Consider the following 22658-nt stretch of genomic DNA (forward strand, 5'->3'; position numbering starts at 1 on the left):
ATCCACAGCCCCCGACTGGAACCATGATCTGTTAGTGTCCGCCCCATGGAATCGAACGCGCCCCTCGCCAATGTCACCCGCCTGCGCAATCAGGCCGATGCCTCATCCGATGTCCTGACGCAGCGGACACCGCCGCACAATACCGAGGCGGAGCAGGCATTGCTCGGCGCGATCCTGGCCAACAATCAGGTCTTCGATAAGGTCAACGAATTCCTCCGCCCAGAACACTTTGCCGATGCGCTCCATGGCCGTATCTATGAAGCGATCGCCAAGCTGGTCCAGCGCGGCCAGATCGCCAATCCGGTCACCTTGAAGAATTTGTTCGACCAGGATGGCGCTCTCGCTGAAATCGGTGGTGCGCAATACCTTGTCCAACTCGCCCAAGCTGTTGTCAGCATCATCAATGCGGAAGACTACGGCAAGGCGGTCTTCGATCTTTATTTGCGGCGCCAGCTGATCGGACTGGGCACCGATGTGGTCAATGACGCCTACATTCACGATCCCGATGTGACGGCGGTCAATCTGATCGAAGGCGCGGAAATGAAGCTGTTCAATCTGGCCGAAAGTGGCCAGACCGAAGGCGGCCCGAAACGCTTCGACACAGTGGTCAAAAGCGCGCTGGAAATGGCTGAACTGGCTTTCAAGCGCGATAGCCAATTGACCGGCGTTCCCACCGGCCTCGACGATCTCGACAAGAAATTGGGCGGCCTGCAGCCTTCAGATCTGATCATCCTTGCCGGCCGCCCTTCCATGGGCAAAACCTCGCTGGCCACCAATATGGGTTATAATGCGGCCAAACGGGAAAAGAGCGCCGAACCGGGAGATACGTTCCGGGTCGCCTTTTTCTCGATGGAAATGTCGGCCGAACAGTTGGCCCATCGTATCATGGCTGACGAATCCGGGGTTTCTTCCGATCGCATCCGCCGTGGTGAGGTGACGGACGATGAGTTCCCCCGCATCGTCGAAGCGGCGCAGACGATGTCGTCGCGGAAATTCTTCATCGATGACACACCAGCCCTGACTGTGCCCGCCTTGCGCACGCGGGCTCGCCGCCTGAAGCGGCAATACGGTCTCGATCTCATCATCATCGACTATTTGCAGCTGATGCGATCCGCCAGCGCCAAGGGCGGCGAGAACCGGGTCCAGGAAATCTCGGAGATCACCCGCGGCCTGAAGGCCATCGCCAAGGAACTGAACGTACCTGTCGTCGCCCTATCCCAGCTCTCTCGTGCTGTCGAGAACCGCGAAGACAAGCGGCCGCAGCTCGCCGATCTGCGGGAATCCGGTTCGATCGAACAGGATGCCGACGTCGTTATGTTCGTGTTCCGCGAAGAGTACTATCACGAGCGCAAGAAGCCCTCGGACCACGATACCGATAAGCTGCAGCAATGGATGCAGGAAGCGGAACGTCTGCATAACAAGGCCGAGCTCATTCTCGCCAAGCAGCGCCACGGCCCGATCGGCACCGTCATGCTGCATTTCGAGGGCACGGTGACGCGCTTCAGCAATCTTATCCTCGACGACCATCTGCCGGCGCATCACTGAGGCCAATTGCCCCAGTAACGCCTTGTTCATGTGCCTTTATGAGCCGAATGAACGCTCTTGGAGTCGAATGGCGGGAACCCATGATTGATCGGAATGCGGCGGTATTGACCATCGATCTGGCCGCCGTCGCACAGAATTATCGGCAACTGGCCGATCGAATCGGGGGGGCGCAATGCGGCGCCGCTGTCAAAGCCAACGCCTACGGACTGGGCGCGGCCGAGGTCGCACCGGTTTTGCGGGCCGCCGGTTGCCGGCACTTCTTTGTCGCGACCTTGGATGAAGGGCTGTCCCTGCGCCGCATCCTGGGAAGCGGGCCGCAAATCTTTCTGTTGAACGGCCTGCCGGCCGGCGGCGCGCCCGATATCATTGGCGCCGATCTTGTGCCCGTGCTTGACAGCCCGCCGGAGATCGAGGCCTGGCAACAATTCGGCCGCAAAGGCGACATCCCGCGGCCCGCCGCTATCCAGATAGATACCGGCATGTCCCGGCTAGGCCTCACCGCCCGAGAGTGGCAGAGGCTGATCGCCGATGGTGACAGCCTTAGACGCTTTCCGCTGGCTTTGGTGATCGGCCATCTTGCTTGCAGCGACGAGCCCGCTTCCCCGCACAACCATCAGCAGCTCGCGCTTTTCCGACGCCATCTGGAAATAGCGCGAGACGCGCTTCCCGCCGGCACCCCGATCTCTTTCGCCAATTCCTCCGGCATCTTTCTCGGCAGCGATTATCACTTCGATCTGGCCCGGCCGGGGGCTGCTCTATACGGTCTGAACCCCATGCTCGGCCAGCCTAATCCGATGCGGCAAGTGCTTCGTCTGCAAGGAAAAATCCTCCAAGTTCGTGACGTTGACGCAGGCACACCCGTTGGCTATGGTGCGACCCATACATGTGCGCACCCAACCCGGATCGCCACCATCGGATGCGGCTATGCCGACGGGGTGTTTCGTGCGCTCAGCAACCAGGGCGCGGTCCATCTGGGGGATCACCGGGCGCCGATTGTGGGTCGTGTGTCGATGGATTTGCTTTCAATCGATGTGGGGGAAATACCCGCCGCGCTGGTCCAACCCGGCGCGTTGGTCGATATCATCGGCCCGCGCCAGAGCGCCGATGATCTGGCGCGGGCTGCCGGCACGATCGGTTATGAGATCCTGACTGCCCTTTCCGCGCGCTATGAGCGCCGTTATCTGCCGGCGGGGTAATTAGTGATCAATTTCTTGCAGACAATCGGCCGGACATTCCTTTCTGGTTTGGAAGCTATCGGCCGGGTGACGCTTTTCACCCTGAAATCCGTCCTGCTGGCGATTCAGCCGCCTTATTATCCCCGCCTGATCCTCAAGCAGATGATCGAGATCGGTTTCTATTCGCTGCCGGTGGTCGGCATGACGGCGATCTTCACGGGGATGGTGCTGGCGCTGCAGACCTATACCGGCTTCTCGCGTTTCAGCGCCGAATCGGCGATTCCCAATGTGGTGGTAATCTCGCTGACCCGCGAACTGGGCCCGGTTCTGGCTGGCCTGATGGTGGCCGGCCGTGTTGGTGCCGCCATGGCTGCCGAGCTCGGCACCATGCGGGTCACCGAGCAGATCGATGCCCTGACGACCCTCAGCACCAATCCGTTCAAATATCTGGTAGCACCCCGGCTGATCGCCGGGTTGATCATGCTGCCGGTCCTGGTTCTGATCGCCGATATCATCGGTGTCGCCGGCGGCTATCTGGTCAGCGTGGTGAAGCTTAACTTCAATCACGCCACTTATCTGAAGAACACGGTCGATTTCGTGCAGACGCTGGACGTCATTTCCGGTCTGGTCAAAGCCGGCGTCTTCGGTTTCATCGTCGCCTTGATGGGCTGCTATCACGGCTATCATTCGCATGGCGGCGCGCAGGGCGTCGGCAAGGCGACCACCAATGCCGTGGTGACGGCTTCGATTCTCATCCTGATCTTCAACTACATCGTCACGGAGCTGTTCTTCGCGCGATGAGCACCGATCTCAAAATCAAGGTCCGGGGATTGTCCAAGGCGTTCGGCCGCAAGGTCGTACTCAACAATCTCGATCTCGACGTGCAGCGCGGCCAGTCGCTGGTGGTGATCGGCGGCTCCGGCACCGGCAAATCAGTGCTGATCAAATGCATTCTCGGCCTGTTGACGCCTGATAAAGGCTCCATCGAGATCGATGGCCAGGAAATGGTTGGCGCCTCCAGCGACCAGCGCGAAGACGTGATGCGCAAATTCGGCATGCTGTTCCAGGGCTCCGCCTTGTTTGACAGTCTGCCGGTCTGGGAAAATGTGGCCTTCGGCCTGATCGAAGGCCGTGGCATGAAGCGCAAGGCGGCAAAGGAAATCGCCGTGCGGAAACTGGGCGCGGTCGGCCTTGGGCCCGAAGTCGGCGAGCTCTATCCCGCCGAATTGTCCGGTGGCATGCAGAAGCGCGTGTCTTTGGCCCGCGCCATCGCGACCGAGCCGGAGATGATCTTCTTCGACGAACCGACCACCGGCCTCGATCCGATCATGAGCCAGGTGATCAACGAATTGATCAGCAAATGCGTCAATGATCTCGGCGCGACTGCCCTGACGATTACGCATGACATGCATAGCTTACGCGAGATCGGCGACCGCGCGGCGATGATCTTCGAAGGCAGAATTGTTTGGGCTGGACCAGCCAGCGATGTCGATCATTCCGGCAACGGCTATGTCGATCAATTCGTACATGGCCGCGCCGAAGGCCCGATCAAGATGCCGATCCGGCCGCTCTGAGCGGCAGGAGGATCTAACCGGGCGTTCCCGGCGCCAGGAGGAGAACGCCAGAGATGGCGAAATCAACCACGCTCTATGTCTGCCAGTCTTGTGGCGCCAGCTTCAGCAAATGGGCCGGCAAATGCGAGGCCTGCGGTTCCTGGAACTCGCTGGTCGAGGAAACTGCCGCGGCAGTACCCAAAGGCCTGAGCGGCAAGCGGGGTAAAGGCGTCGATTTCGTCGGCCTGGATGCCCCCATCCCGGAAGCGATCCGGCGTGCAACCGGCATTGCCGAATTTGACCGGGTGACCGGCGGGGGCCTGGTTCGTGGGTCCGCCTTGCTGGTCGGCGGCGATCCCGGCATCGGTAAATCGACCCTGCTGCTGCAGGTGGTTGCGGCACTTGGGAATGTAAAACCTGCTTTGTCCTGTGCTTATATCTCCGGCGAAGAGGCAGTCGAGCAGGTGCAATTGCGTGCCCGCCGCCTCGGCCTTAGCAATGCCGGCGCACAGCTCGCCGCCGCCACCAGCCTGCGCGACATCATCGCCAGCCTCGATCGCAGCGATCCGCCTGATGTCGTGGTGATCGATTCCATCCAGACGATGTATCTGGACAGTTTGGATTCCGCCCCCGGCACGGTTGCCCAGGTACGCTCCTGCGCGGCAGAATTGATCCGCATCGCCAAGTCCCGCGGCTTTGTGCTGCTGCTGGTCGGCCATGTCACCAAAGAGGGTCAGATCGCCGGGCCGCGGGTGCTGGAACATATGGTTGACACCGTGCTCTATTTCGAAGGCGAACGCGGTCACCAGTTCCGCATCCTGCGCTCGGTCAAGAACCGCTTCGGCCCGGCCAATGAGATCGGCGTTTTTGAGATGACCGATGGCGGGCTGCATGAAGTCCCCAATCCCTCGGCCCTATTCCTCGCCGAACGCCGCGGCAATGTCAGCGGTGCGACCGTCTTTGCCGGCATGGAAGGCACCAGGCCGGTCCTGATGGAGGTGCAGGCCCTCGTCTCGCCCTCACCCATGTCGACGCCGCGCCGCGCCGTGGTCGGCTGGGACAGCAATCGCCTGGCCATGGTGCTGGCGGTGCTGGAGACCCGCTGCGATCTCGCTTTGGCCGGCAATGAGGTCTATCTCAACATCGCCGGCGGCCTGAAGATCAATGAGCCGGCGGCAGATTGCGCCGTCGCCATGGCATTGGTTTCCGCCCTGTCGAATCGCCCCGTACCCGAAGATGTCATCGTTTTCGGCGAAATTGGCTTATCCGGCGAGATTCGCATGGTGGCCCAGGCCGAGCAGCGGCTACGCGAAGCCGGCAAGCTCGGCTTCCGCCGCGCCTTGGTGCCGCAAAGCCCGCAGCTGCGCGACAAAGGCGGCACGGGAAAAGCGGCACGGCCGACAGCCGCTATTGAGGGCCTGCAGGCAGTCGAGATTGGACACCTACAAGATTTGGTGGACTGGCTTTATAATGAATCACGTTCGCTGTCCCTGGAATCCCCGGCGATATCTTCGGCTGCAGCCGGCGCAGGTCGGAGGTCCTGAGGGCAGCATGTCACCATCTTGCACACTGCGACGAGACGCCGCGTGAATTTTGTCGATATCTGTGTCCTGGCCGTCATCGGCCTTTCCGCCCTGCTGGCGCTGTCGCGCGGCCTGGTCAAGGAAGTCTTGTCGATCTTGAGTTGGGTTGGCGCGGTCCTAGCGGTGATTTTCCTGTTGCCCAGGCTGCGGCCGATCGCCATCCGCTATATCAGCGAACCGCTGCTCGCCGATATCGTTACCGGTATCGGCATTTTCGTGATCGCCATCATTGTCCTCGGCATCATCAATCACTATCTCTCGGCTAACGTGCGGTCCAGCGCGCTCGGCGCCCTGGATCGGTCTCTCGGCCTGGTTTTCGGCTTGATCCGCGGCGCTGTCATCGTGTCCTTCGCCTATATCCTGATGACCTGGGCGTTGCCGAATGCGGCATCGCGGCCCGATGTGGTGCGTGAAGCGCGGACCGAGCCGCTGGTGGCCCAGGGCGCCGATTTCCTGAAATCGCTGCTGCCCGCGGATGTGATCAATCGGGGCAGCATGGCGCTTGATACCGGCATGCAGAAGATCGAGCAGGGCAAGGCTCTCAATGATGCCTATAACGGCCTGACCGGCAATACAGCTGGAAATGCCGCCGGCGTGAAGCCTCCGCCCGGTTCGGGCGGGACGGCGACGGTTCCGGCGGGCGGTGCGGCCGGCGCAGACCAGACTTCCGCGAAACCGGGTGGACAAGCCTCCGGATCGGGGTATAAGGACGCCGAACGCAAGGATCTCGAGCGCCTGCTGCAAGGCGCTCAATAGCCCACCGGCTTCGGCCGGATAGCGGCGCCGGCAGCCAAATAGCCCTGACGGGCGGTAAGCTTAAGCGCCCGTAATCTGAGCGCCTTTTAGACTGGAGCGTCACCGCGATGATGACCACTCAGCCTTTCGACGAAGATCATCTCGGCGAAGAATGCGGCATTTTCGGCATCTTCGGCAACGAAGACGCCGCCGCCCATAGCGTGCTGGGCTTGCATGCCCTGCAGCATCGCGGCCAGGAAGCTGCCGGGATCGTCAGCTTCGACGGCAAGGAATTTCACGCTTACCGCTCGACCGGACATGTCGCCGATCACTTCTCAAAGGAATCGGTGATCACGCGCCTGACGGGCCACGCCGCCATCGGCCATGTGCGGTATTCCACGACCGGCGGCAGTGGTTTGCGCAACGTCCAGCCGCTCTTTGCCGATCTGCAATTTGGCGGCTTTGCCCTCGGCCATAACGGCAACCTCACGAATTGCTATACCCTGCGCGACGAGCTGACCAAGCGCGGAGCCATTTTCCAATCCACCACCGATTCCGAAATCATCCTGCATCTGATGGCGACCCATCTGCGCGGCAATGTGGTCGATCGCCTGGTCTATGCGCTGCAGCAGATCGAGGGCGCCTATTCCCTGGTCGCCATTGCCGACAATCTGCTGATCGGTGTGCGCGATCCGCTGGGTGTGCGACCCCTGGTGCTCGGCAAACTGGGCAATGCCTATATCCTCGCCTCGGAGACCTGTGCGCTCGATATCGTCGGCGCCGATTACATCCGCGATATCGATGCTGGCGAGATGGTGGTGATCGACAAGGACGGCCTGCGCAGCATGCGGCCATTCGGCCCCACCACCCAGCGCTTCTGCGTCTTCGAATACATCTATTTCGCCCGCCCCGACAGCATCATGGATGGTCGCAGCGTCTACGAGGCGCGCAAGAAGATCGGCGCGGAATTGTCCCGTGAAGCCTCGATCGATGCCGATGTCGTCATTCCGGTGCCAGATTCCGGCGTGCCGGCGGCTTTGGGTTATGCCGAAGAATCCGGCATTCCCTTCGAGCTCGGCATCATCCGCAATCATTATGTCGGCCGCACCTTCATCGAGCCGACCGACCAGATCCGCAATCTCGGCGTCAAGCTGAAGCACAACGCCAACCGCGCCAAGGTGCAGGGCAAGCGGGTGATCCTGGTCGATGACAGCATCGTGCGCGGCACCACCTCGAAGAAGATCGTCGAGATGATCCGGGCGGCCGGTGCGACCGAAGTGCATATGCGCATTTCCAGTCCGCCCACCACCTATTCCTGCTTCTACGGCATCGATACGCCGGAGCGCAGCAAGCTTCTCGCCGCGCAGCATGATGTCGCCGAGATGGCCAAGATCATCGGTGTCGACAGTCTGGCTTTCGTTTCCATCGACGGGCTCTACCGGGCGATGGGTCATGCGGCGCGCAATGCCGACCAGCCGCAATATTGCGATGCCTGTTTCACCGGCGATTACCCGACGGCACTGACGGATCAGACTGGCGGTGGCAAGGTTGCGCAGCTTTCCTTGCTGGTGACGGAAAAAGCCTCCTGATGAGCGATAGCAGCAAGGGAGAAGCCGCCGGCCAGGCTGGCGGAGCCAAAGCGGCTGGCCGTCTCGCCGGCCGCATCGCCCTTATCACGGGTGCCAGCCGCGGCATCGGCGCCGCGGTTGCGCGGCGCTTTGCCGCCGAGGGTGCGAAGCTGGTCCTCACCGCGCGCACCGTGGGCGGGTTGGAAGAAGTCGACGACGCGATCCGCGCCGCCGGCGGCGAGCCCAGCCTGCTGGTGCCGCTCGATATCAAGCAATATGACGCCATCGATCAGTTGGGCGCTGCCCTGTTCGAGCGTTTCGGCAAGCTCGACATCCTGGTTGGCAATGCCGGGGTTCTCGGCCCGCTGACGCCCGTCCCGCATATCGAAGTTCAGCAATGGCAAGATGTACTGGACATCAACCTGACTGCCAATTGGCGCCTGATCCGCAGCATGGACCCGCTGCTCCGCCTGTCGGATGCCGGGCGCGCCATCTTCGTCAGCAGCCGCGCCGCGCAGAATCCTCGGCCCTATTGGGCCGCCTATGCGGTCAGCAAGGCGGCGTTGGAAATGGTGGTCCAGAGCTATGCCCTGGAAGTCCAGAACGTCACGCCGATCCGCGTCAATCTGATCGATCCGGGCGCCACCCGCACGAAAATGCGCGCGGCGGCTTATCCCGGTGAAAATCCCGATACCCGGCCGCATCCGGACGAGATCACCGAAGCTTTCGTGCGGCTCGCAAGCGCCGATTTCACGGCGACCGGCCAGGTCATCAAGGCGCAGGAAGACTGATTAGATCTAGCTCGCCGTTAACGTGACGGCGTTGCTAGTGGGTTACCGCCGGCGCCATGCGGAAAGACCGGCGATACAGCAGCACGGTGAGAATCAGCGCTATTGCAGCAGCAATCGCGGCACATAGAAATGCCGATGGATAGCCGTAAAGGCTGATGATGAAGCCGATCAGAGGCCCGGTGATTCCGAGAGATAAATCGGCAAAGACCGAATAGGCACCCAGCGCCGCGCCTCGATTTGAAGGCGGGACCAAGCCGACGGCCTCGACGCCGAGCGCAGGAAAGACTAAGGCAAAGCCACATCCGGTCAATGCCGCGCCAGCCAAGGCAAGGTGCGGCACCCCCGCCCCGGACAGCAGCACAAGTCCAACGACCTCTACAACGAATGACACCATGGCAACGCGGAAGCCACCGAACCGGTTGATGGCATTGGCGAAGAGCAATCGCGTGCCGATGAAAGCCGCACCGAACAGTGTCAGCGTGAAAGCGGCATTTGGCCAATTACGGCTGGCATAGAACAAGGTGATGAAGGTTGCGATCGTGCCAAAACCGGTCGAGCCCAAGGCGAGGCCCAATCCATGCGGGAGAACTCGCCCGAAAACTCGACGGAAAGCCAAGCGGTCGCCGGTCACCACCTGGGTCGGTCGCTTCAGATAGCTGAGGCCAAGGCCGATCACCGCCAGCAACGCGATGCTGGCGCCGATCGATGCAAAGCCGAGATTACCGGTTAGGATGACACCTAAAGGGGCGCCCAGGGCCAGGGCGCCATAGGTGGCGATGCCGTTCCATGAAATCATGCGGGCAGTATGGGTGGCGCCGATCTGGCCGATGCCCCAGGTGATCGATCCCGTTCCCACCAGACTTTCACCGAAACCCAGCACCAGCCTGCCGATCAGCAGGAATAGCAGGCTGATCCACGGAGTCCCAGCAAACATCGCCGCGATCAGGAGAAAGATGCCGCTGATGCCGCAAGCGATCAGGCCATAGACCACGGCCTGTTTGGGACCGATTAGATCGCAGGTCTGGCCCGCATGCGGCCGCGTCAGCAAGGTTGCGAGATATTGCGTGCTGATGACGATGCCGGCCAGGACCGAGCCATAGCCGAGATCGACATGCACATAGCTCGGCAACACCGCCAGGGGGATGCCGACCGTGAGATAACAGATAAAGGTAAAGACGACGGTCGTCAGGATCTGCAGGATCACCGATTCCGCTTTGTCATCCGCGTTGCCCATGCAGGTGCGTGATGCTTCAGCCGCCCCTGTTGACATCGGAGGCGCCGATTGAGAAGAAGCAGGCCGGTCATGCATCTGATCGTAAATCCTATCCGCCATCAGTGACGGCGATAACACACTGTCCCGCGGCGGGCGCTATCGATGTGTTGGCTGTGATCGAAGAACAAACCGCGCCGCTGCGCCGCACTATGCCTGATCAGCGGCGTAATTTGGTCTGGATTTCTGACAGATTGCCTATCTCCCGACTTCATGCGCTTGACTGCCGATATAAGATGAAAATCGCCATTGAAAATTTCATATCGGTCGAGCATGCTCGGCCTCGTGGGAGTCATCAAGCATCGCGAAGCGCGCAACATTGGGCTACATGAGGCCGTCCCCTTACAGCTAGATGCCACGATCGGCCAAAAGTTGTAACAGTCGATGAATCATCCGCGGGCTTGGCACGGTATCCGTTTTCGGTGACCATCCCGACAAAATAGGGAAATGATGTCGCGCAGCGGAAGAGGTGGCAAACCATCTCTCGCGTGATCAGGCAGAAGACAGGGGAGGCCACATGACTCGCAAGAACACTGGACTCATCGGCGGTATCAGCCGCCGACGGTTAATCAAATCGGCTGTCGGCGCCGCGGCGGCCTTCGGTGCACCTGCAATCATTGGTCGCGCCCCGATTTCAGCGCGTGCGGATTTCGCCCGTGAGAGTCTGATCGTCGTTTCCTGGTACGGCAATCACGAACTCAGTTTCCGAGCTGCGGTTGTCGAGCCTTTCAACGAAAAGTTACGGCACCAAGGTGGAGACTGTGGGCCGCTGGGACCAGATGGTGTCGCAGATTGTTGCCGCGCCGGCCGACAATCCGCCCTTCGATATCGCGATTGCCGATGAATATACCAGTTCCGCGGGTCTCGCGGAAAAGCTGTTCCCCAAGACTGATCGCAGCAAGATCCCCGGATTTTCTGCCGTCTATTCATGGTTCGATGAAGAACGTGGCCCAGCAAAGGAATATGGCGTGCCCTTCGTGGCGGGTCACCATGGATGCTGACGGCCAAATCAGCGGGACTTAAACCGGATAGTTGGCGCAACTTCTGGGATGCCAAGGCCCAGGGCAAGATTACGATGGATGCTGCCGCCTTTTATTGGGATCTCTGCATCCCGGCGATCCTTTCCGACCGCAAGTCCGGCATCGATGAGGTGTTCGAGACGCCTGCGGAGATGGAGCCGCTGTTCCTGGAACTGGAAAAGCTGAAAATTGCCAAGTGGTACAAGGATGGCGCGGAACTGACCAATCTCATGCTCCAGGACGAGGCTGAAATCGCCACGATGTATTCGGCGGATGCCTATGGCTTCATTAAGGAACATGGCGAGGAATTCGAAGCGGCGATCCCCGAAGAAGGCACCGCTTCTTATACGAACTGGTTCGTGAAAGTGCGGGGCACACGGCATTCCGATCTCGCCGATCTCTTCATGATCTATCTCTTGGAGAAGGAAACGCAACAACGCTTCCTCGACGTCTCGACCGATTTCATGTCGCGCAAAGACCTGACGCCGCCGGCGCACTGGGTGGCCTATCCTCGGTCGGAAAACGAGGTCCGTCAGACCTTCAAGCTTTTCAGCATTGACGGTTGGAGCAAGTTCGGCCCGAATTGGGACGTGCTCGATGCGCGCATGAAGCAGACCATCGTCAAGACGACGCAAGGTTGAGCGCCTGGATGCCCATGGCCGGCCTGATCGGTCGCGGGCCTCTCGATGACGAAAGCAAATTCCATATGGCCGACGTAAGCTCAGCATCGGATGCTCCTGCCCTCGATCTCGATCGCCTCCGACGCAGCTTCGGCAATGTTGTCGCCGTCGATGACGTGTCGATCAATGTTGCGAAAGGCGAATTTGTCACCCTGCTCGGTCCATCGGGGTCTGGCAAGACATCTACCCTCCGGCTTATCGGTGGTTTCGAGGAGCTCAATTCCGGTGCGATCAAAATCAACGGTGCACGTATCGATCATCTGCCGGCCTATTAGCGTGACAAACCGCCACCGTCTTCCAATCGGGCGCGCTCTTTCCTCATAAGACCGTAACCGAAAACATCGCCTATTGCCTTCGCATGCGCGGCATCGCTAGAACAGAGATGCCGGCACGGGTCAAACGTTCCCTGGAGATGGTCAGGCTTGCTGGATATGAGGAGCGCTATCCGAGCCAGCTTTCCGGTGACCAGAAACAACGTGTCACCCTCGCCAGATCGATGGTGGTGGAGCCGGCGATCCTGCTCTTCGACGAACCGCTCTCTGCGTTCGACCTCTCCTTGCGCTTGCCGCTTCGCAGCGAGATCCAACGCCTGCATGATGAAATGGGCTTCAGCGCTATTTATGTCACCCACGACCAAGGTGAAGCGATGGCGATGTCGAGCCGGATCGCCGTGATGAACAAAGGCCGAATCGATCAGATCGACCGGCCGGACCGCATCTTCCATGCGCCGGCTTGAGCGCGCGAGGGCGGGCAACTTCATGCCAAGCTCGCGATGGCGCCCCGATGCTGTCCTGTTGCGCGGACTCGCTCTGGCCTTCGCGGTCTTCATCGTTCTCTATATAGCCATCCCGATCGTGATCACGCTGACGATGTCGCTCAATGATACATCGATACGCTTCCCAATCCTGCACTGGTCGCTGAAATGGTATCGTGATTTCTTCGGCAGCCCCCAATGGGTTGATGCCCTGGGAAACAGCCTTATCATCGCGATCGGAACCACCGTGATCTCGACCATTCCGGGCGTTCTCGCCGCGTGGGTCTTCGAGCGTTACAAGTTCCCCGGCCAGTCAGTACTGTATCTCGCTATCATGATGCCGCTTTTCATGCCAGGCGTGGCGCTTGGCCTTGGCGTCGCCATTGCTTTCGGCAGCTTGAATATCGGTGGCTTCGCTGTCTATAGTTCGCGCGGACTAGTGATGTTGGCCCATTCGCTCTGGGCAATGCCGCTGGTCTTCATGCTGATGGAAGCGACCTTCCGCACCATCGATCACCGGATCGTCGAAGCATCTACGACCTCGGTGGGAAGCCCCTATGCACCTTCTTCGAGATCGTCCTGCCATCGGTCTCGGCTGGCATCATGTCGTCGGCGCTGTTCGCCTTCGTCATTTCGCTGAACGAATTCGTGATGGCGCTTTTTTTTACCGATCGCGACACCCAAACCCTGCCGGTGCTGATGTGGCTCAGCCTGCGATCGGCCGGCACACCACGCCTGGCGGTGGCCGCTGTTATTCTCGCCAGCGCCGTTTTGGCCTCGCTCATTCTTATTTTGCTTTGGTACGTGCGGCAGCTCCGCAAGACATCGCGATAAGGGCGGTGTTCGCCCGCTTACCTATCCCGATCGAACGGATTCTCGCCACGCCGGGTATAGAGGCGCAGAGGCACGCCGCTGAGATCGAAGGTATCGCGAATGCCGTTCAGTAGGTAGCGGTGGTAGGAATCGGGCAGCTCATCCGCCATCTGGGCGAAGAGCGCAAAGGTTGGCGGCCGGGTCTTGATCTGGGTCATGTAACGGATTTTTACCCGCCTGCCGGCCACCAAAGGTGCCGGATGCATCTGCTGCACATCGCCCAGCCAGCGATTGAGCTGCGCCGTCGGCACGCGCCGGTTCCAGCGAGCGTAGATGGCAAAAACGGCATCCATCAGCTTGTCGAGATTGCGCCCGGTGAGACCGGAGATGGTGACAACCGGGAGACCGCGAACCTGAGGCAAAGAGAGATCGAGCCGCTCGCGCAGCTTTTTCAGTGCTTCGGCCTTGTCTTCCACCACGTCCCATTTATTGGCCGCGATAACCAGGGCCCGGCCTTCCTCGATCACCTGGCGCGCGATGGTCAAATCCTGCTTTTCCAGCATGTCGTGCGAATCCAGAACCAGGACGACGACATGGGCGAAGCGGATCGCTCGCTCGGTATCGAGGCCTGACAACCGTTCCAGTTTTTCCACGACCCGCGACCGGCGGCGCAGACCGGCGGTATCGATCAGGCGCACCGGATGATGCTGCCCCGTCTGGTCTCGCCATTGCCAATCGATCGCGATCGCATCCCGCGTGATGCCCGCCTCCGGGCCGGTCAGCAGCCGGTCCTCGCCGATCAGGCGGTTGACCAAGGTCGATTTGCCGACATTGGGCCGGCCGACAATGGCAAGTTGGAGATGGCTAGGCGCTTCGGCTTCATCATTTGGCAGCGCCTCAAGTTCGGCATCGAGCGTGACCGGCTGGGCCGCCGCTTCCAAAGCGGCCGCCTCGTCACCCATCTCCCCTGCCGTGCCGCTCTTGCTGCGCCAGGCATCAACGAAAGGCTGCATGGCGTCATAGAGATCGCCCATGCCCTCGCCATGTTCCGCTGAAATGGCGATCGGTGTGCCAAGGCCAAGACCATAGGCTTCCATCGCCCCGGCCTGACCGGCCTTGCCTTCGCTTTTATTGGCGACCAGGATCACCGGCGTGCGGCGTTTGCGCAATTGTCGCGCGAAATGCTCGTCCAGAGCCGTGACACCGGTCCTGGCATCGATGACCAGCAAGGCGACTTGCGCACTGTTCACCGCCTGCTCGGTTTGGTCGCGCATGCGAGATTCGAGGCTGTCGTCATGAACGTCTTCCAGACCGGCCGTATCGATGACGGTGAAATCAAGATCACCCAGACGGCCGGCGCCATAGCGCCGGTCCCGGGTCACGCCAGGACGATCGTCGACAATCGCTAGGCGCTTCCCGATCAGCCGGTTGAACAAGGTTGATTTGCCGACATTAGGCCGGCCGACGATGGCGACGGTGAATTTCATTTATCGTTTCGATCAAATGCGATGGACCGCCGATACCGCCATCCTAGCGACATATCGCGGCGACACGGTCGGTCCATCATCCAATGGTCCAATCGGCCTGTTATCTGAAGGCCAACAGATCCGCGTTATCGGTTAGGACATACACCGTCCCGTCCGCCACCACTGGCGGCAGATGGGATCGGCCGACTTCCTGTTGTCCGAGAATCTTGCCGGAATAGGGCGAAATTGAAACGGCATAGCCGCTCGACCCGGTCACCAGCAACCGATCGCCGGCCAGGACCGGACCGCTCCAATAGATCGGATCCTTGTGCTTTTCCATATCTTCGTAAGGCGGCAGATTCTGCACCCATTTGATGCGGCCATCCTGGCGCTGCAAGCACAGCACCTCGCTTTGGTTGGTCACCACATAGATGAAATCGCCGGCAACCCAGGGGCTTTGCGTCCCGCCGATACTGGCATCCCAGACCCGGCCGCCGCGCCGCGGACTGATCGCTGCCATGACACCGCCATTGCTGACGGCGATGACAAGGTCGCGATCGATCACCGGGCGGCCACGGATATCGGTAAGGGTGGCGGTGGAATCGCCGCGCGTCTTGCCCGCCAGATTGTCGCTCCACAGGATCCGGCCATTGGTGACATCAAAGGCCAGGAGATCGCCTGATGTATAAGCGGCGACGACGACGCCGCCTGATACGGCCGGTGTCGCCCCGCCCAGCAAGCCGGCAGCTTCTTCGACACCGGCATTGGACCAGAGGCGACGGCCATCATCGAGCGCGAAAACGACGAGCTGGTTGTCGAGCGTGACAGAGAACACGCGACCATCGCTGACCGCAGGAGCGGAGCGCATCGGCGACGGTGCCGATGTTTCCCAAATCGTCTTGCCGCTCTTGGCATCAAGCGCGAAAACCTTGGCGAAGGGTGTTGTCACCACCACCTTGCCCTCGGACACGGCGAGTCCGCCGCCGAACAGATCATCGTCCTCTTCATCTGGCGTCAAATCGACCCGCCACAAGCGGTCGCCGCTTTTCGCATCAACCGCCGAGACCTCGGAGTCGGCATCCATCGTATAAACGATGCCGCCCGCGACAACTGGCTCCGCCAACATTCGATTGTCATCGCTGGCAGAGGAGCCGACACTGGTCGACCAGATGCGCTGCAAGGGCTGGGTGCTCGCTTGCAGATGATACATGGCATGGCTTTGCTGGCCGCCCGCCTGCGACCAATCCTTGTTCAAGTAAGGCTTCGGCAGACGCACCTGCACATCCGCCAGGGATTCATCGGCGCTGAGGCTGCGGTCGAGCTGCAATACCGAAACCCGCTCGCCCGGCAATGGCGTCTTGGATTTGTCGCAGGCGGCCAAGGCCGTCAGTGCGGCAGCTCCCAACAGGCCGGCGCGGATGAACACCCGCCATCTGCCCGAAAAGGTGCCGTCCAAAGCCGGCTGGCTATTTTGCCCTGTCATTCGCTTCATAACGCCGCCCATCTGGTCGCCAATTCCCTATCTAACGGCCAGCGATGTCCGCCCGCCGGCTTATTTATCGCCGATGAGATAGCCTCGGTCGGCCATCTCGGGACGGCATGTCCACGCATTCGCCCGGCTGCCGAGAGGGGCCAATTGCCATGGCCAAATCTCACCAGCCTTGGCCGCGATCCTATTTTTGCAGGCGGTCCAGCATCTGCTGCGCTCGCATGGCCATTGCCGGGCTATCCGCGCCAGGGGCCGATGCCAGCTGCTGCAACTGGGTAAACGTGTCCCGTGCCTTGTCCTTGTCGCCGGCCGCCAGTTGGGCGAGGCCCGACACTTCCAGCGCCGAGAGGCGATAGGCATTCCCTTCGACCGCCAGTGGCTGTACCAGGGCCAGCGCATCGGCCGGCTTGTTAGCCTGCAACTTCATCAGCCCGGCTTGGACCGCCGCCAGTTGGCGTGCCGCCGGATCGACCGACTGATCGCCCGCAATCGCCGCCAGCAAATCGGCCGCCCGGGCCGGGTCGCTGGCCAATGCATTATTCGCGAGTTGAAAGCGGGCTAGCAGACCATAGCCGCCGCCCTGGGCCGCCACCCGGTCGAGCGCCGCGGCACCGGCCTTTTCATCCTTTTGCTGCAGTTGCACAGCTTCGAGAAATTCGACGCTGGCCTTTTGACGCCGGTAATCATCGTATCGCTGCCATCCCCACCACAGGGCCGCCGCCAGCACCGCAAGAAGCGCGGCGCCGATCACGTAATTGCCGTATTTCCGCCAGAAGGCACGCGCCTGGTCCGCCCGTAACTCCTCGTCGATCTCATTGAAAATGTCAGTCACGCCTGAAACCTCTTAGGACTGCCGTGCCCGGCAGCTATCTCATTTGCCTTACCGCCACCGGCTTCTGGGAATGGCCGGGGTCGGTCTGGTTGGAAATTTGCGCGCTAACATAGCGGCATAGCTGGCAATCGTCAAAATCGCAGAATGCCTCTGCCGGCGGCTTCCAAAGAGCGGGGGAAAGTATCGGTCGGATCGGTCGGTAACGGAATCAGCAGCCTATTTAGAAATTTGGAACGGTTTTTGCTTTAAGCTCCGAGCAATCACTATCGACCATCGTACTGCCCGGAAGGATCGTTCATGACCACGCCATATCGACAAGACGGGCGCGCAAACCCGGGAGGGAATGCCTTAACAACCAAGCCGGCCCCGGCCCTTGTATTTGTGCTCGGCATCGGGGCCTTTTTGGCCCTCAGCGGCTGCCAGCTCACCACCGGCGCCGCGGTCTACGGCCTGGTCGAAGGCAGCAGCCTGAATCAGACCGGCAAGACCGCCTCCGACCATCTGGCTTCCCTGGTAACCGGCCAAGACTGCAATATCCTGCGCTACCAGCAGACGGGCAAATATTGCCTCAGCTCGGCCGAACTGGCGCAGATGGAGGCGGCAGAAAGGCGCGATAACGCCGCCTATTGCTATCGGACGATCGGCGAAGTCTGGTGCTATGACAACCCCGATCCGACAGCGAGCCCGGAAATCCGCGTCCATTGACGCGGCCGGCATTGGATTTCGGGCGCGGACCGTTACCAATCTGGACGGCATGTGGCAATTTGGTGAAAACTGATCACGGCATCGCGAATGAGGTGCTGATTCTGCGGCACGTTTTGCAGCTTGCGCAGCGGCACCGAGCGCTTTTAGCATCCTCTAAAGGGGCGCTGCAGCGCTATATCAAAGCGTCTGGTGGTCGCGGAGGCAGATGGCGCAACTGGTACTTTTTGCAGACTACCAACGCAAGGGCCGGCGGGTCTTTTTCAGCCGCGAGGACTTGGCCCAATTGCTGTCGATCTACAGCCTTCAGGTAAGCCGGGGGCTCTGGCGTGATTACGCCATCGACCATCGCAGCAATATGGCGGTGTTCTCGATTTACCGCCGCAGCCAGGAACACCCGCTCTTTTCCGTCAATAAAGTTGTCCTTAAAGGCGATCGGGACGCCAATTACGTCCTGTTGTCGCGAAACCGGCAGCTTGCCTCGAGCCGGCTATTAAGTGACATCATCGAAGTGCTTGCACGTCAATTGGCTGTTGTTGACTAAGCTTTAACCACAATTACTGGCGTCTTCATCAAAATCTTGCGGATAACCACGAGCTATCCACAAGATTCTGCGTGGCGGCACTTGCCTCCCCGGATGTTGTGGGGTGAAATAGCTTCCACACAACATCTCGCGGCACGCACCGAGTAATTATAAGGAGGCACGCCATGGAATGGACCGAACAGCGGATTGAAACCTTGCGCAAGCTTTGGGGCCAGGGCCAGACCGCCAGCCAGATTGCCGCTATTCTTGGCGGTATCACCCGCAATGCCGTCATTGGCAAGGCCCATCGCCTCGGCCTGACGGGACGTCCCTCGCCGATCAAACGCGAGGCCGGCAGCGGTAGCACCGCCCAACCGCGCCGCAAGGCAGCAACGGCGCGCCAGGACCGACCGGAACGGACGGCGCGGCCCGCACTCACTTCCCCAATGGCGCCATCGCCGCTGGGCAATACCGCCTCGGCCGCTGGCATCAGCAACGCCGCTGCCGGCGCTTCGCAGCCGGCGGCCCCCTCGGCACGCCCCACGCCCGAGATGCGGAACAAGGCGGATCTGCCGGTTGCCCGCCACCCCCAGCCGAGCCGCGCCCATGGCGGCAGCAAGAGCTGTTCCTGGCCGGTCGGCGATCCGAAGCAACCCGGCTTCCATTTCTGCGGCGAGCCCGCCGAACCCGGCCGTCCCTATTGCGGCGAACATTGCCACGTTGCCTATCACCGGAAGTCGGAGGCGGCATAACACGGTTCAACCATCACCGAAAACCACAAAGGCTGGCCTAACCGCCAGCCTTTGTTCATCAGGGGCGTACCTCAGATAACGGTGCCGGGCAAAAGTGATGGATAGACAAAAAGCCGTTTCGCGGTAGAAATCGGCAACTGGTTTTGTATCGCAGCGATTACCCGACACTCTCCGTTGAGTTAAGGGCCTCAATAGCGACAGAGAGACGGCGGCAATAGGCGAATGCCCGGCGACCTGAAAAAGTGGCTAATCATCGGCATACAGATCGCCGTTTCGGCAGCGCTGATCATGCATCTGGCCCAATCCGTGTCGGCGGCAGATCTGGGGAGGGCCACCCGAAACCTGTCGCTGATGACCGGTGCGGCATCGCTTGGTGTGCTGGGCGTTAGCCATTTACTCGGCGCCTATCGGGTCGGCATCATTCTGCGCGCCCTCGGGGTTGATATTCCCTACCGGCGCGCCATCGCCCTTAGTTGGCTCGGCCTATTCGCCAGCAATTTTCTGCCTAGCACGATCGGCGGCGACGCCGTTATCGCTGCCTCCCTTAAGCGACATCGCTATCCACTGACACACACCTTGAGCGGCCTTGTTCTCAATCGCCTTGCCGCTGTGATGGCCCTGGTTACAGCCTTGCCTTGCCTGCTTCTGATCGACGGGCTTGAACCGTTGCGCCCGCTCATCCTGCAATGCATCTTATGGCTCGCTGTCGCGATCAGCACTCTTGGCCTTGGCCTAGCAGCTGTATTTTGGACGCTTAAATGGTCTGCAGTGTTCAAAGCGCGGCTCTTCCGCCTTCGAGAGGCGATCCTCGACCTTTTTGCCGACATACTATCGATCAAGCCGGTCTTTGCCGCGGCTTGGCTCGTCTCACTCCTCATGCTGATGGTGGGCTCAGCTTCCATCGCCATCCTAGCCGAAGCACAGGGACCTGCGATCAGCTATGCCGCGGTCTTCGGCGTTGTCCTGATCTTCCTGGCAGTGCAAATGATCCCGCTGTCATTCAACGGCATCGGCCTGCAGGAATCAGTCATCACGTTTTGCCTGGTAAGCCTCGGCTGGCCCACGGCAGAGGCCTTAGCGTTGAGCATTGCCATTCGCCTTGTGGCGACCGCCGTCTCACTACCCGGCGTATTAGTGGTCTTCGCGAAGTCGACACATTTCGTTTCCCGCCCGACGGCCCCGAAGCAATAACCGTGCAACCAGAACCGCATCTTCCAGGCAGCGATCGAACACCGCCATTACGATACATGGGATCATGTGATGACATCCGCATCAGTCGGACAAGGTAAAAATCTCCGGACCATTCTGGGAATAGTGTGCGTGCTGATCGCCGCTGCCCTGATTGTGAGGCTGGTCTTAGTGGATGTAGGTCTGGCAACGCCGATCCATCGCAAGTATGTCGACATGTCGGCCCCAGGCTTGCTGCCGGCACTCTTTCTACACGTTGGCTTCGGCCTCATTCTTCTCTACGGCGGCCTCGCCACCGGCCTGGGCATTCTCACGTTTGCGCCGGCATCGTGGAATTTGACGGTGATCGATCGCCAGATGATCAGCCTTCCACTTGGTATCCTCGTCTGGCTCATTATCTGCGCCCTCGTCCAGTTTGCCGGCGGCAGTAGCTATCTCATCTTGGCATTGGCACTTGGACTGCCTTTGTTGCGGATCGTTCAGATCCGACGCGACCTCAATTCTGGGGGTAACGACAGCTCGGCGGCGGCAAGCGGCTGGTCGTCGCATCTGATCATTTTTGCTCTCGCAAGCGCCTTTGCCGTGCATTTCGGCCTGCTTTGGCGGATGCCAACGGTCTACGGCTCAGGAACTTTGGATCTGGGCGATATCACGGTCTACGCTGCGAACTATCATGCGCTCAAGAAATCACTGTTCACCGTCATACCGCTGACCGTAGAGGGGGACCGGCTGGGACCGCCAGTCAACCAGATTGCGTCCTTTCTAGCATTTGCGTTCGACGATATCCCCGCCTTCGACATTTCGTTATTCATCACGGCCTCTGTCCCGTTCTTCTTCTTTATGGCCGTTTGCTATGGGGGGCGGACGCTGCTGCGCTATCGCGCGGAATGCGGCACTGAGCCCATATCTGCGATACGGATCTGTGCCGTCATCCTGATGATCTGCGCCGCGACACGGTATCCGAGCTGGATTGTCGAAAGCCCTCCTTACGCCTTTGCCATTCCCTTCGGCTTGTCGATCGCCTATCTCGCGGCGCGAGGAGAGGATCGACACGGGTTCTTCTTCATCCTGGCACCGTTAACGGCAATCTGCTTTGCCATCTCAAAGGTTGTTGTTATAGCGGTTTTCGGGTCATATGTGCTGTGCCGCTTTGCGGGCGTCGTGCTCGCTAGTAAGTCTCCCCGGAGCACATTCTTTCTCCTGTTTGGTGCCGTCATATGCGGCGGCTTTGCCATTGGCCTGCTCAGTTACTACGGTCCGATTTTTGCGGGTTATGCGTCCGCTCAAGATTTCGGCCCGAACAGTTTTCGGGTCCTGTTTTATGGCATTACGGTCGACAGCACGAACCGCGCCTTGCCATTCCTGGCTGGAGACCTTGGATATATATTGCTGATCGTTGGTGCCTGGCGGCTCCGCGATTATCCCACCGCAATTGCAGTGGCTGTCGCCATGGCCTTGTTCTTTTTCTATCCCTTCCTATTCAACGGCACAGCATCATCGGCTCTCGCTCTTGTTGCGTTCGCGCTTCTCACGGGGCAGATCGGACGCGGTCAGCCCGACCGTGCACCCGACTATCTTTTCATCCTAGCATCACTTCTCACCCTCTTCGGACAAGCATATCGCGATCCCGGAAAATGGGAATTCGTGCTTCTCTGGACTGTTCTGTTTGGCGGCGCCCTAATTATTGCGTTGTCACCATTTACCGCTGATGCGCATCGACCAGCCACCCAAACGAGGAAAGGCAGGCTTGGTCGCTGCTGGCGATACGCGCTGCCGATCGCCGTGATCGTCACCGTCTTCGCCCATGCCGACGGAGATCTGAAATTCGTCGGCAAGTGGCGCAACGTCGTGCCACCGAAACTTTATGATCTCTGGCGCAAAGTGGCCGAGCTGACCCCTCCAAATGCTTTGATCTTTACAGACCAAACCGGTGATCAACCCTCACGCTTTGAAGGATGGAACGATCTTTCCGCTACGGCTGACCGCCAGTTTTATATTTCGAGTTGGTCGGTTTCGCCGCTGCGGTCCGACCCAGCCGCCAGGCAACACCGCCTGGAACTGAATGATGCTGTCATCAGCGGCCGGTTGCGGCCCAACGCGCTCACGCTGCACGGATCGTATGAAGGCTATTTCTTGGCTCTCCGAGCCGAGCGGCAGCCGCCAGAAACGGCAATATCCATCTATAATAATGGCGAATATGCAATTTACAGGCTGCCCTGA

The 22658-nt window shown here is 60.1% G+C and carries 22 protein-coding genes and 1 pseudogene; 19 read left to right on the forward strand and 4 right to left on the reverse strand.

What is annotated here, in order from left to right:
* Positions 1-45: 45 nt before the first annotated feature.
* The 8 genes from SMD27_RS14385 (at position 46) to SMD27_RS14420 (ending at position 8950) form a co-directional block, all read left to right on the forward strand.
* A complete protein-coding gene (locus SMD27_RS14385) occupies positions 46-1545 on the forward strand; it encodes a replicative DNA helicase (protein WP_320509096.1) in 1500 nt (499 codons plus the stop codon).
* Positions 1546-1625: 80 nt separating this feature from the next.
* Complete coding sequence (gene alr, locus SMD27_RS14390) at positions 1626-2741, forward strand: alanine racemase (protein WP_320509097.1); 1116 nt, start codon at positions 1626-1628, stop codon at positions 2739-2741.
* Between the two features lie 6 nt (positions 2742-2747).
* The gene (locus tag SMD27_RS14395) at positions 2748-3521 is read left to right on the forward strand and encodes an MlaE family ABC transporter permease (RefSeq protein WP_320509183.1); all 774 of its coding nucleotides are present in this window, start codon (positions 2748-2750) and stop codon (positions 3519-3521) included.
* Positions 3518-4294, forward strand: a complete 777-nt coding sequence (locus SMD27_RS14400) for an ABC transporter ATP-binding protein (RefSeq protein ID WP_320509098.1) — start codon at positions 3518-3520, stop codon at positions 4292-4294. The genes SMD27_RS14395 and SMD27_RS14400 overlap by 4 nt, the downstream gene beginning before the upstream one ends.
* Before the next feature lie 53 nt (positions 4295-4347).
* A complete protein-coding gene (gene radA / locus SMD27_RS14405; RefSeq protein WP_320509099.1) occupies positions 4348-5817 on the forward strand; it encodes a DNA repair protein RadA in 1470 nt (489 codons plus the stop codon).
* A 42-nt stretch (positions 5818-5859) separates the two neighbouring features.
* Positions 5860-6612, forward strand: coding sequence for a CvpA family protein (locus tag SMD27_RS14410; RefSeq protein WP_320509100.1), 753 nt, complete (start codon positions 5860-5862; stop codon positions 6610-6612).
* Positions 6613-6719: 107 nt separating this feature from the next.
* Positions 6720-8180 carry an amidophosphoribosyltransferase gene (gene purF / locus SMD27_RS14415; protein WP_320509101.1) on the forward strand — a complete coding sequence of 487 codons (1461 nt, stop codon included), beginning with the start codon at positions 6720-6722 and terminating at the stop codon, positions 8178-8180.
* A complete protein-coding gene (locus SMD27_RS14420; RefSeq protein ID WP_320509102.1) occupies positions 8180-8950 on the forward strand; it encodes an SDR family NAD(P)-dependent oxidoreductase in 771 nt (256 codons plus the stop codon). The genes purF and SMD27_RS14420 overlap by 1 nt, the downstream gene beginning before the upstream one ends.
* A gap of 34 nt (positions 8951-8984) precedes the next feature.
* On the opposite strand, the gene SMD27_RS14425 is transcribed toward SMD27_RS14420, so the two are convergent.
* Positions 8985-10220: an MFS transporter gene (locus SMD27_RS14425; RefSeq protein ID WP_320509103.1), complete on the reverse strand. Its 1236-nt coding sequence runs from the start codon at positions 10218-10220 to the stop codon at positions 8985-8987.
* A 716-nt stretch (positions 10221-10936) separates the two neighbouring features.
* Between SMD27_RS14425 and SMD27_RS14430 the strand changes: the two genes are divergently transcribed.
* The 6 genes and pseudogenes from SMD27_RS14430 to SMD27_RS14455 all read left to right on the forward strand — a co-directional run bounded on the left by SMD27_RS14430 (position 10937) and on the right by SMD27_RS14455 (position 13507).
* On the forward strand, positions 10937-11221 hold the full coding sequence (locus SMD27_RS14430) for a hypothetical protein (protein ID WP_320509104.1): 285 nt from the start codon (positions 10937-10939) through the stop codon (positions 11219-11221).
* A complete protein-coding gene (locus SMD27_RS14435) occupies positions 11215-11880 on the forward strand; it encodes an extracellular solute-binding protein (protein ID WP_320509105.1) in 666 nt (221 codons plus the stop codon). Before SMD27_RS14430 ends, SMD27_RS14435 begins: the two co-directional genes overlap by 7 nt.
* Positions 11881-11894: 14 nt before the next feature.
* Positions 11895-12194, forward strand: a complete 300-nt coding sequence (locus tag SMD27_RS14440) for an ATP-binding cassette domain-containing protein (protein WP_320509106.1) — start codon at positions 11895-11897, stop codon at positions 12192-12194.
* A gap of 20 nt (positions 12195-12214) precedes the next feature.
* Positions 12215-12655 (forward strand): annotated as a pseudogene (locus tag SMD27_RS14445) (ABC transporter ATP-binding protein); the annotation flags it as partial.
* 22 nt (positions 12656-12677) lie between these two features.
* Positions 12678-13313: an ABC transporter permease gene (locus SMD27_RS14450; protein ID WP_320509107.1), complete on the forward strand. Its 636-nt coding sequence runs from the start codon at positions 12678-12680 to the stop codon at positions 13311-13313.
* A complete protein-coding gene (locus SMD27_RS14455; RefSeq protein WP_320509184.1) occupies positions 13274-13507 on the forward strand; it encodes an ABC transporter permease subunit in 234 nt (77 codons plus the stop codon). The genes SMD27_RS14450 and SMD27_RS14455 overlap by 40 nt, the downstream gene beginning before the upstream one ends.
* 17 nt (positions 13508-13524) lie before the next feature.
* Here the strand turns inward: SMD27_RS14455 and der are convergent, their stop codons facing one another.
* The 3 genes from der to SMD27_RS14470 form a co-directional block, all read right to left on the reverse strand.
* On the reverse strand, positions 13525-14973 hold the full coding sequence (gene der / locus SMD27_RS14460; RefSeq protein WP_320509108.1) for a ribosome biogenesis GTPase Der: 1449 nt from the start codon (positions 14971-14973) through the stop codon (positions 13525-13527).
* A gap of 100 nt (positions 14974-15073) precedes the next feature.
* Positions 15074-16435 (reverse strand): outer membrane protein assembly factor BamB family protein, encoded by a 1362-nt coding sequence (locus tag SMD27_RS14465; protein ID WP_320509109.1) that lies wholly within the window; start codon positions 16433-16435, stop codon positions 15074-15076.
* 190 nt (positions 16436-16625) lie between these two features.
* Complete coding sequence (locus SMD27_RS14470; protein WP_320509110.1) at positions 16626-17273, reverse strand: tetratricopeptide repeat protein; 648 nt, start codon at positions 17271-17273, stop codon at positions 16626-16628.
* A gap of 297 nt (positions 17274-17570) precedes the next feature.
* On the opposite strand from SMD27_RS14470, the gene SMD27_RS14475 reads away from it, so the two are divergent.
* From SMD27_RS14475 to SMD27_RS14495, 5 genes are all read left to right on the forward strand, one after another.
* Positions 17571-17978, forward strand: coding sequence for a hypothetical protein (locus SMD27_RS14475; RefSeq protein WP_320509111.1), 408 nt, complete (start codon positions 17571-17573; stop codon positions 17976-17978).
* Between the two features lie 205 nt (positions 17979-18183).
* Complete coding sequence (locus tag SMD27_RS14480; RefSeq protein ID WP_320509112.1) at positions 18184-18519, forward strand: DUF2794 domain-containing protein; 336 nt, start codon at positions 18184-18186, stop codon at positions 18517-18519.
* Between the two features lie 164 nt (positions 18520-18683).
* The gene (locus tag SMD27_RS14485) at positions 18684-19250 is read left to right on the forward strand and encodes a GcrA family cell cycle regulator (RefSeq protein WP_320509113.1); all 567 of its coding nucleotides are present in this window, start codon (positions 18684-18686) and stop codon (positions 19248-19250) included.
* 222 nt (positions 19251-19472) lie between these two features.
* Positions 19473-20441: a lysylphosphatidylglycerol synthase transmembrane domain-containing protein gene (locus tag SMD27_RS14490; protein WP_320509114.1), complete on the forward strand. Its 969-nt coding sequence runs from the start codon at positions 19473-19475 to the stop codon at positions 20439-20441.
* 69 nt (positions 20442-20510) lie between these two features.
* Complete coding sequence (locus SMD27_RS14495; protein ID WP_320509115.1) at positions 20511-22658, forward strand: hypothetical protein; 2148 nt, start codon at positions 20511-20513, stop codon at positions 22656-22658.

The organism is Dongia soli (genome assembly GCF_034044715.1).
Classification (GTDB): domain Bacteria; phylum Pseudomonadota; class Alphaproteobacteria; order Dongiales; family Dongiaceae; genus Dongia_B; species Dongia_B soli.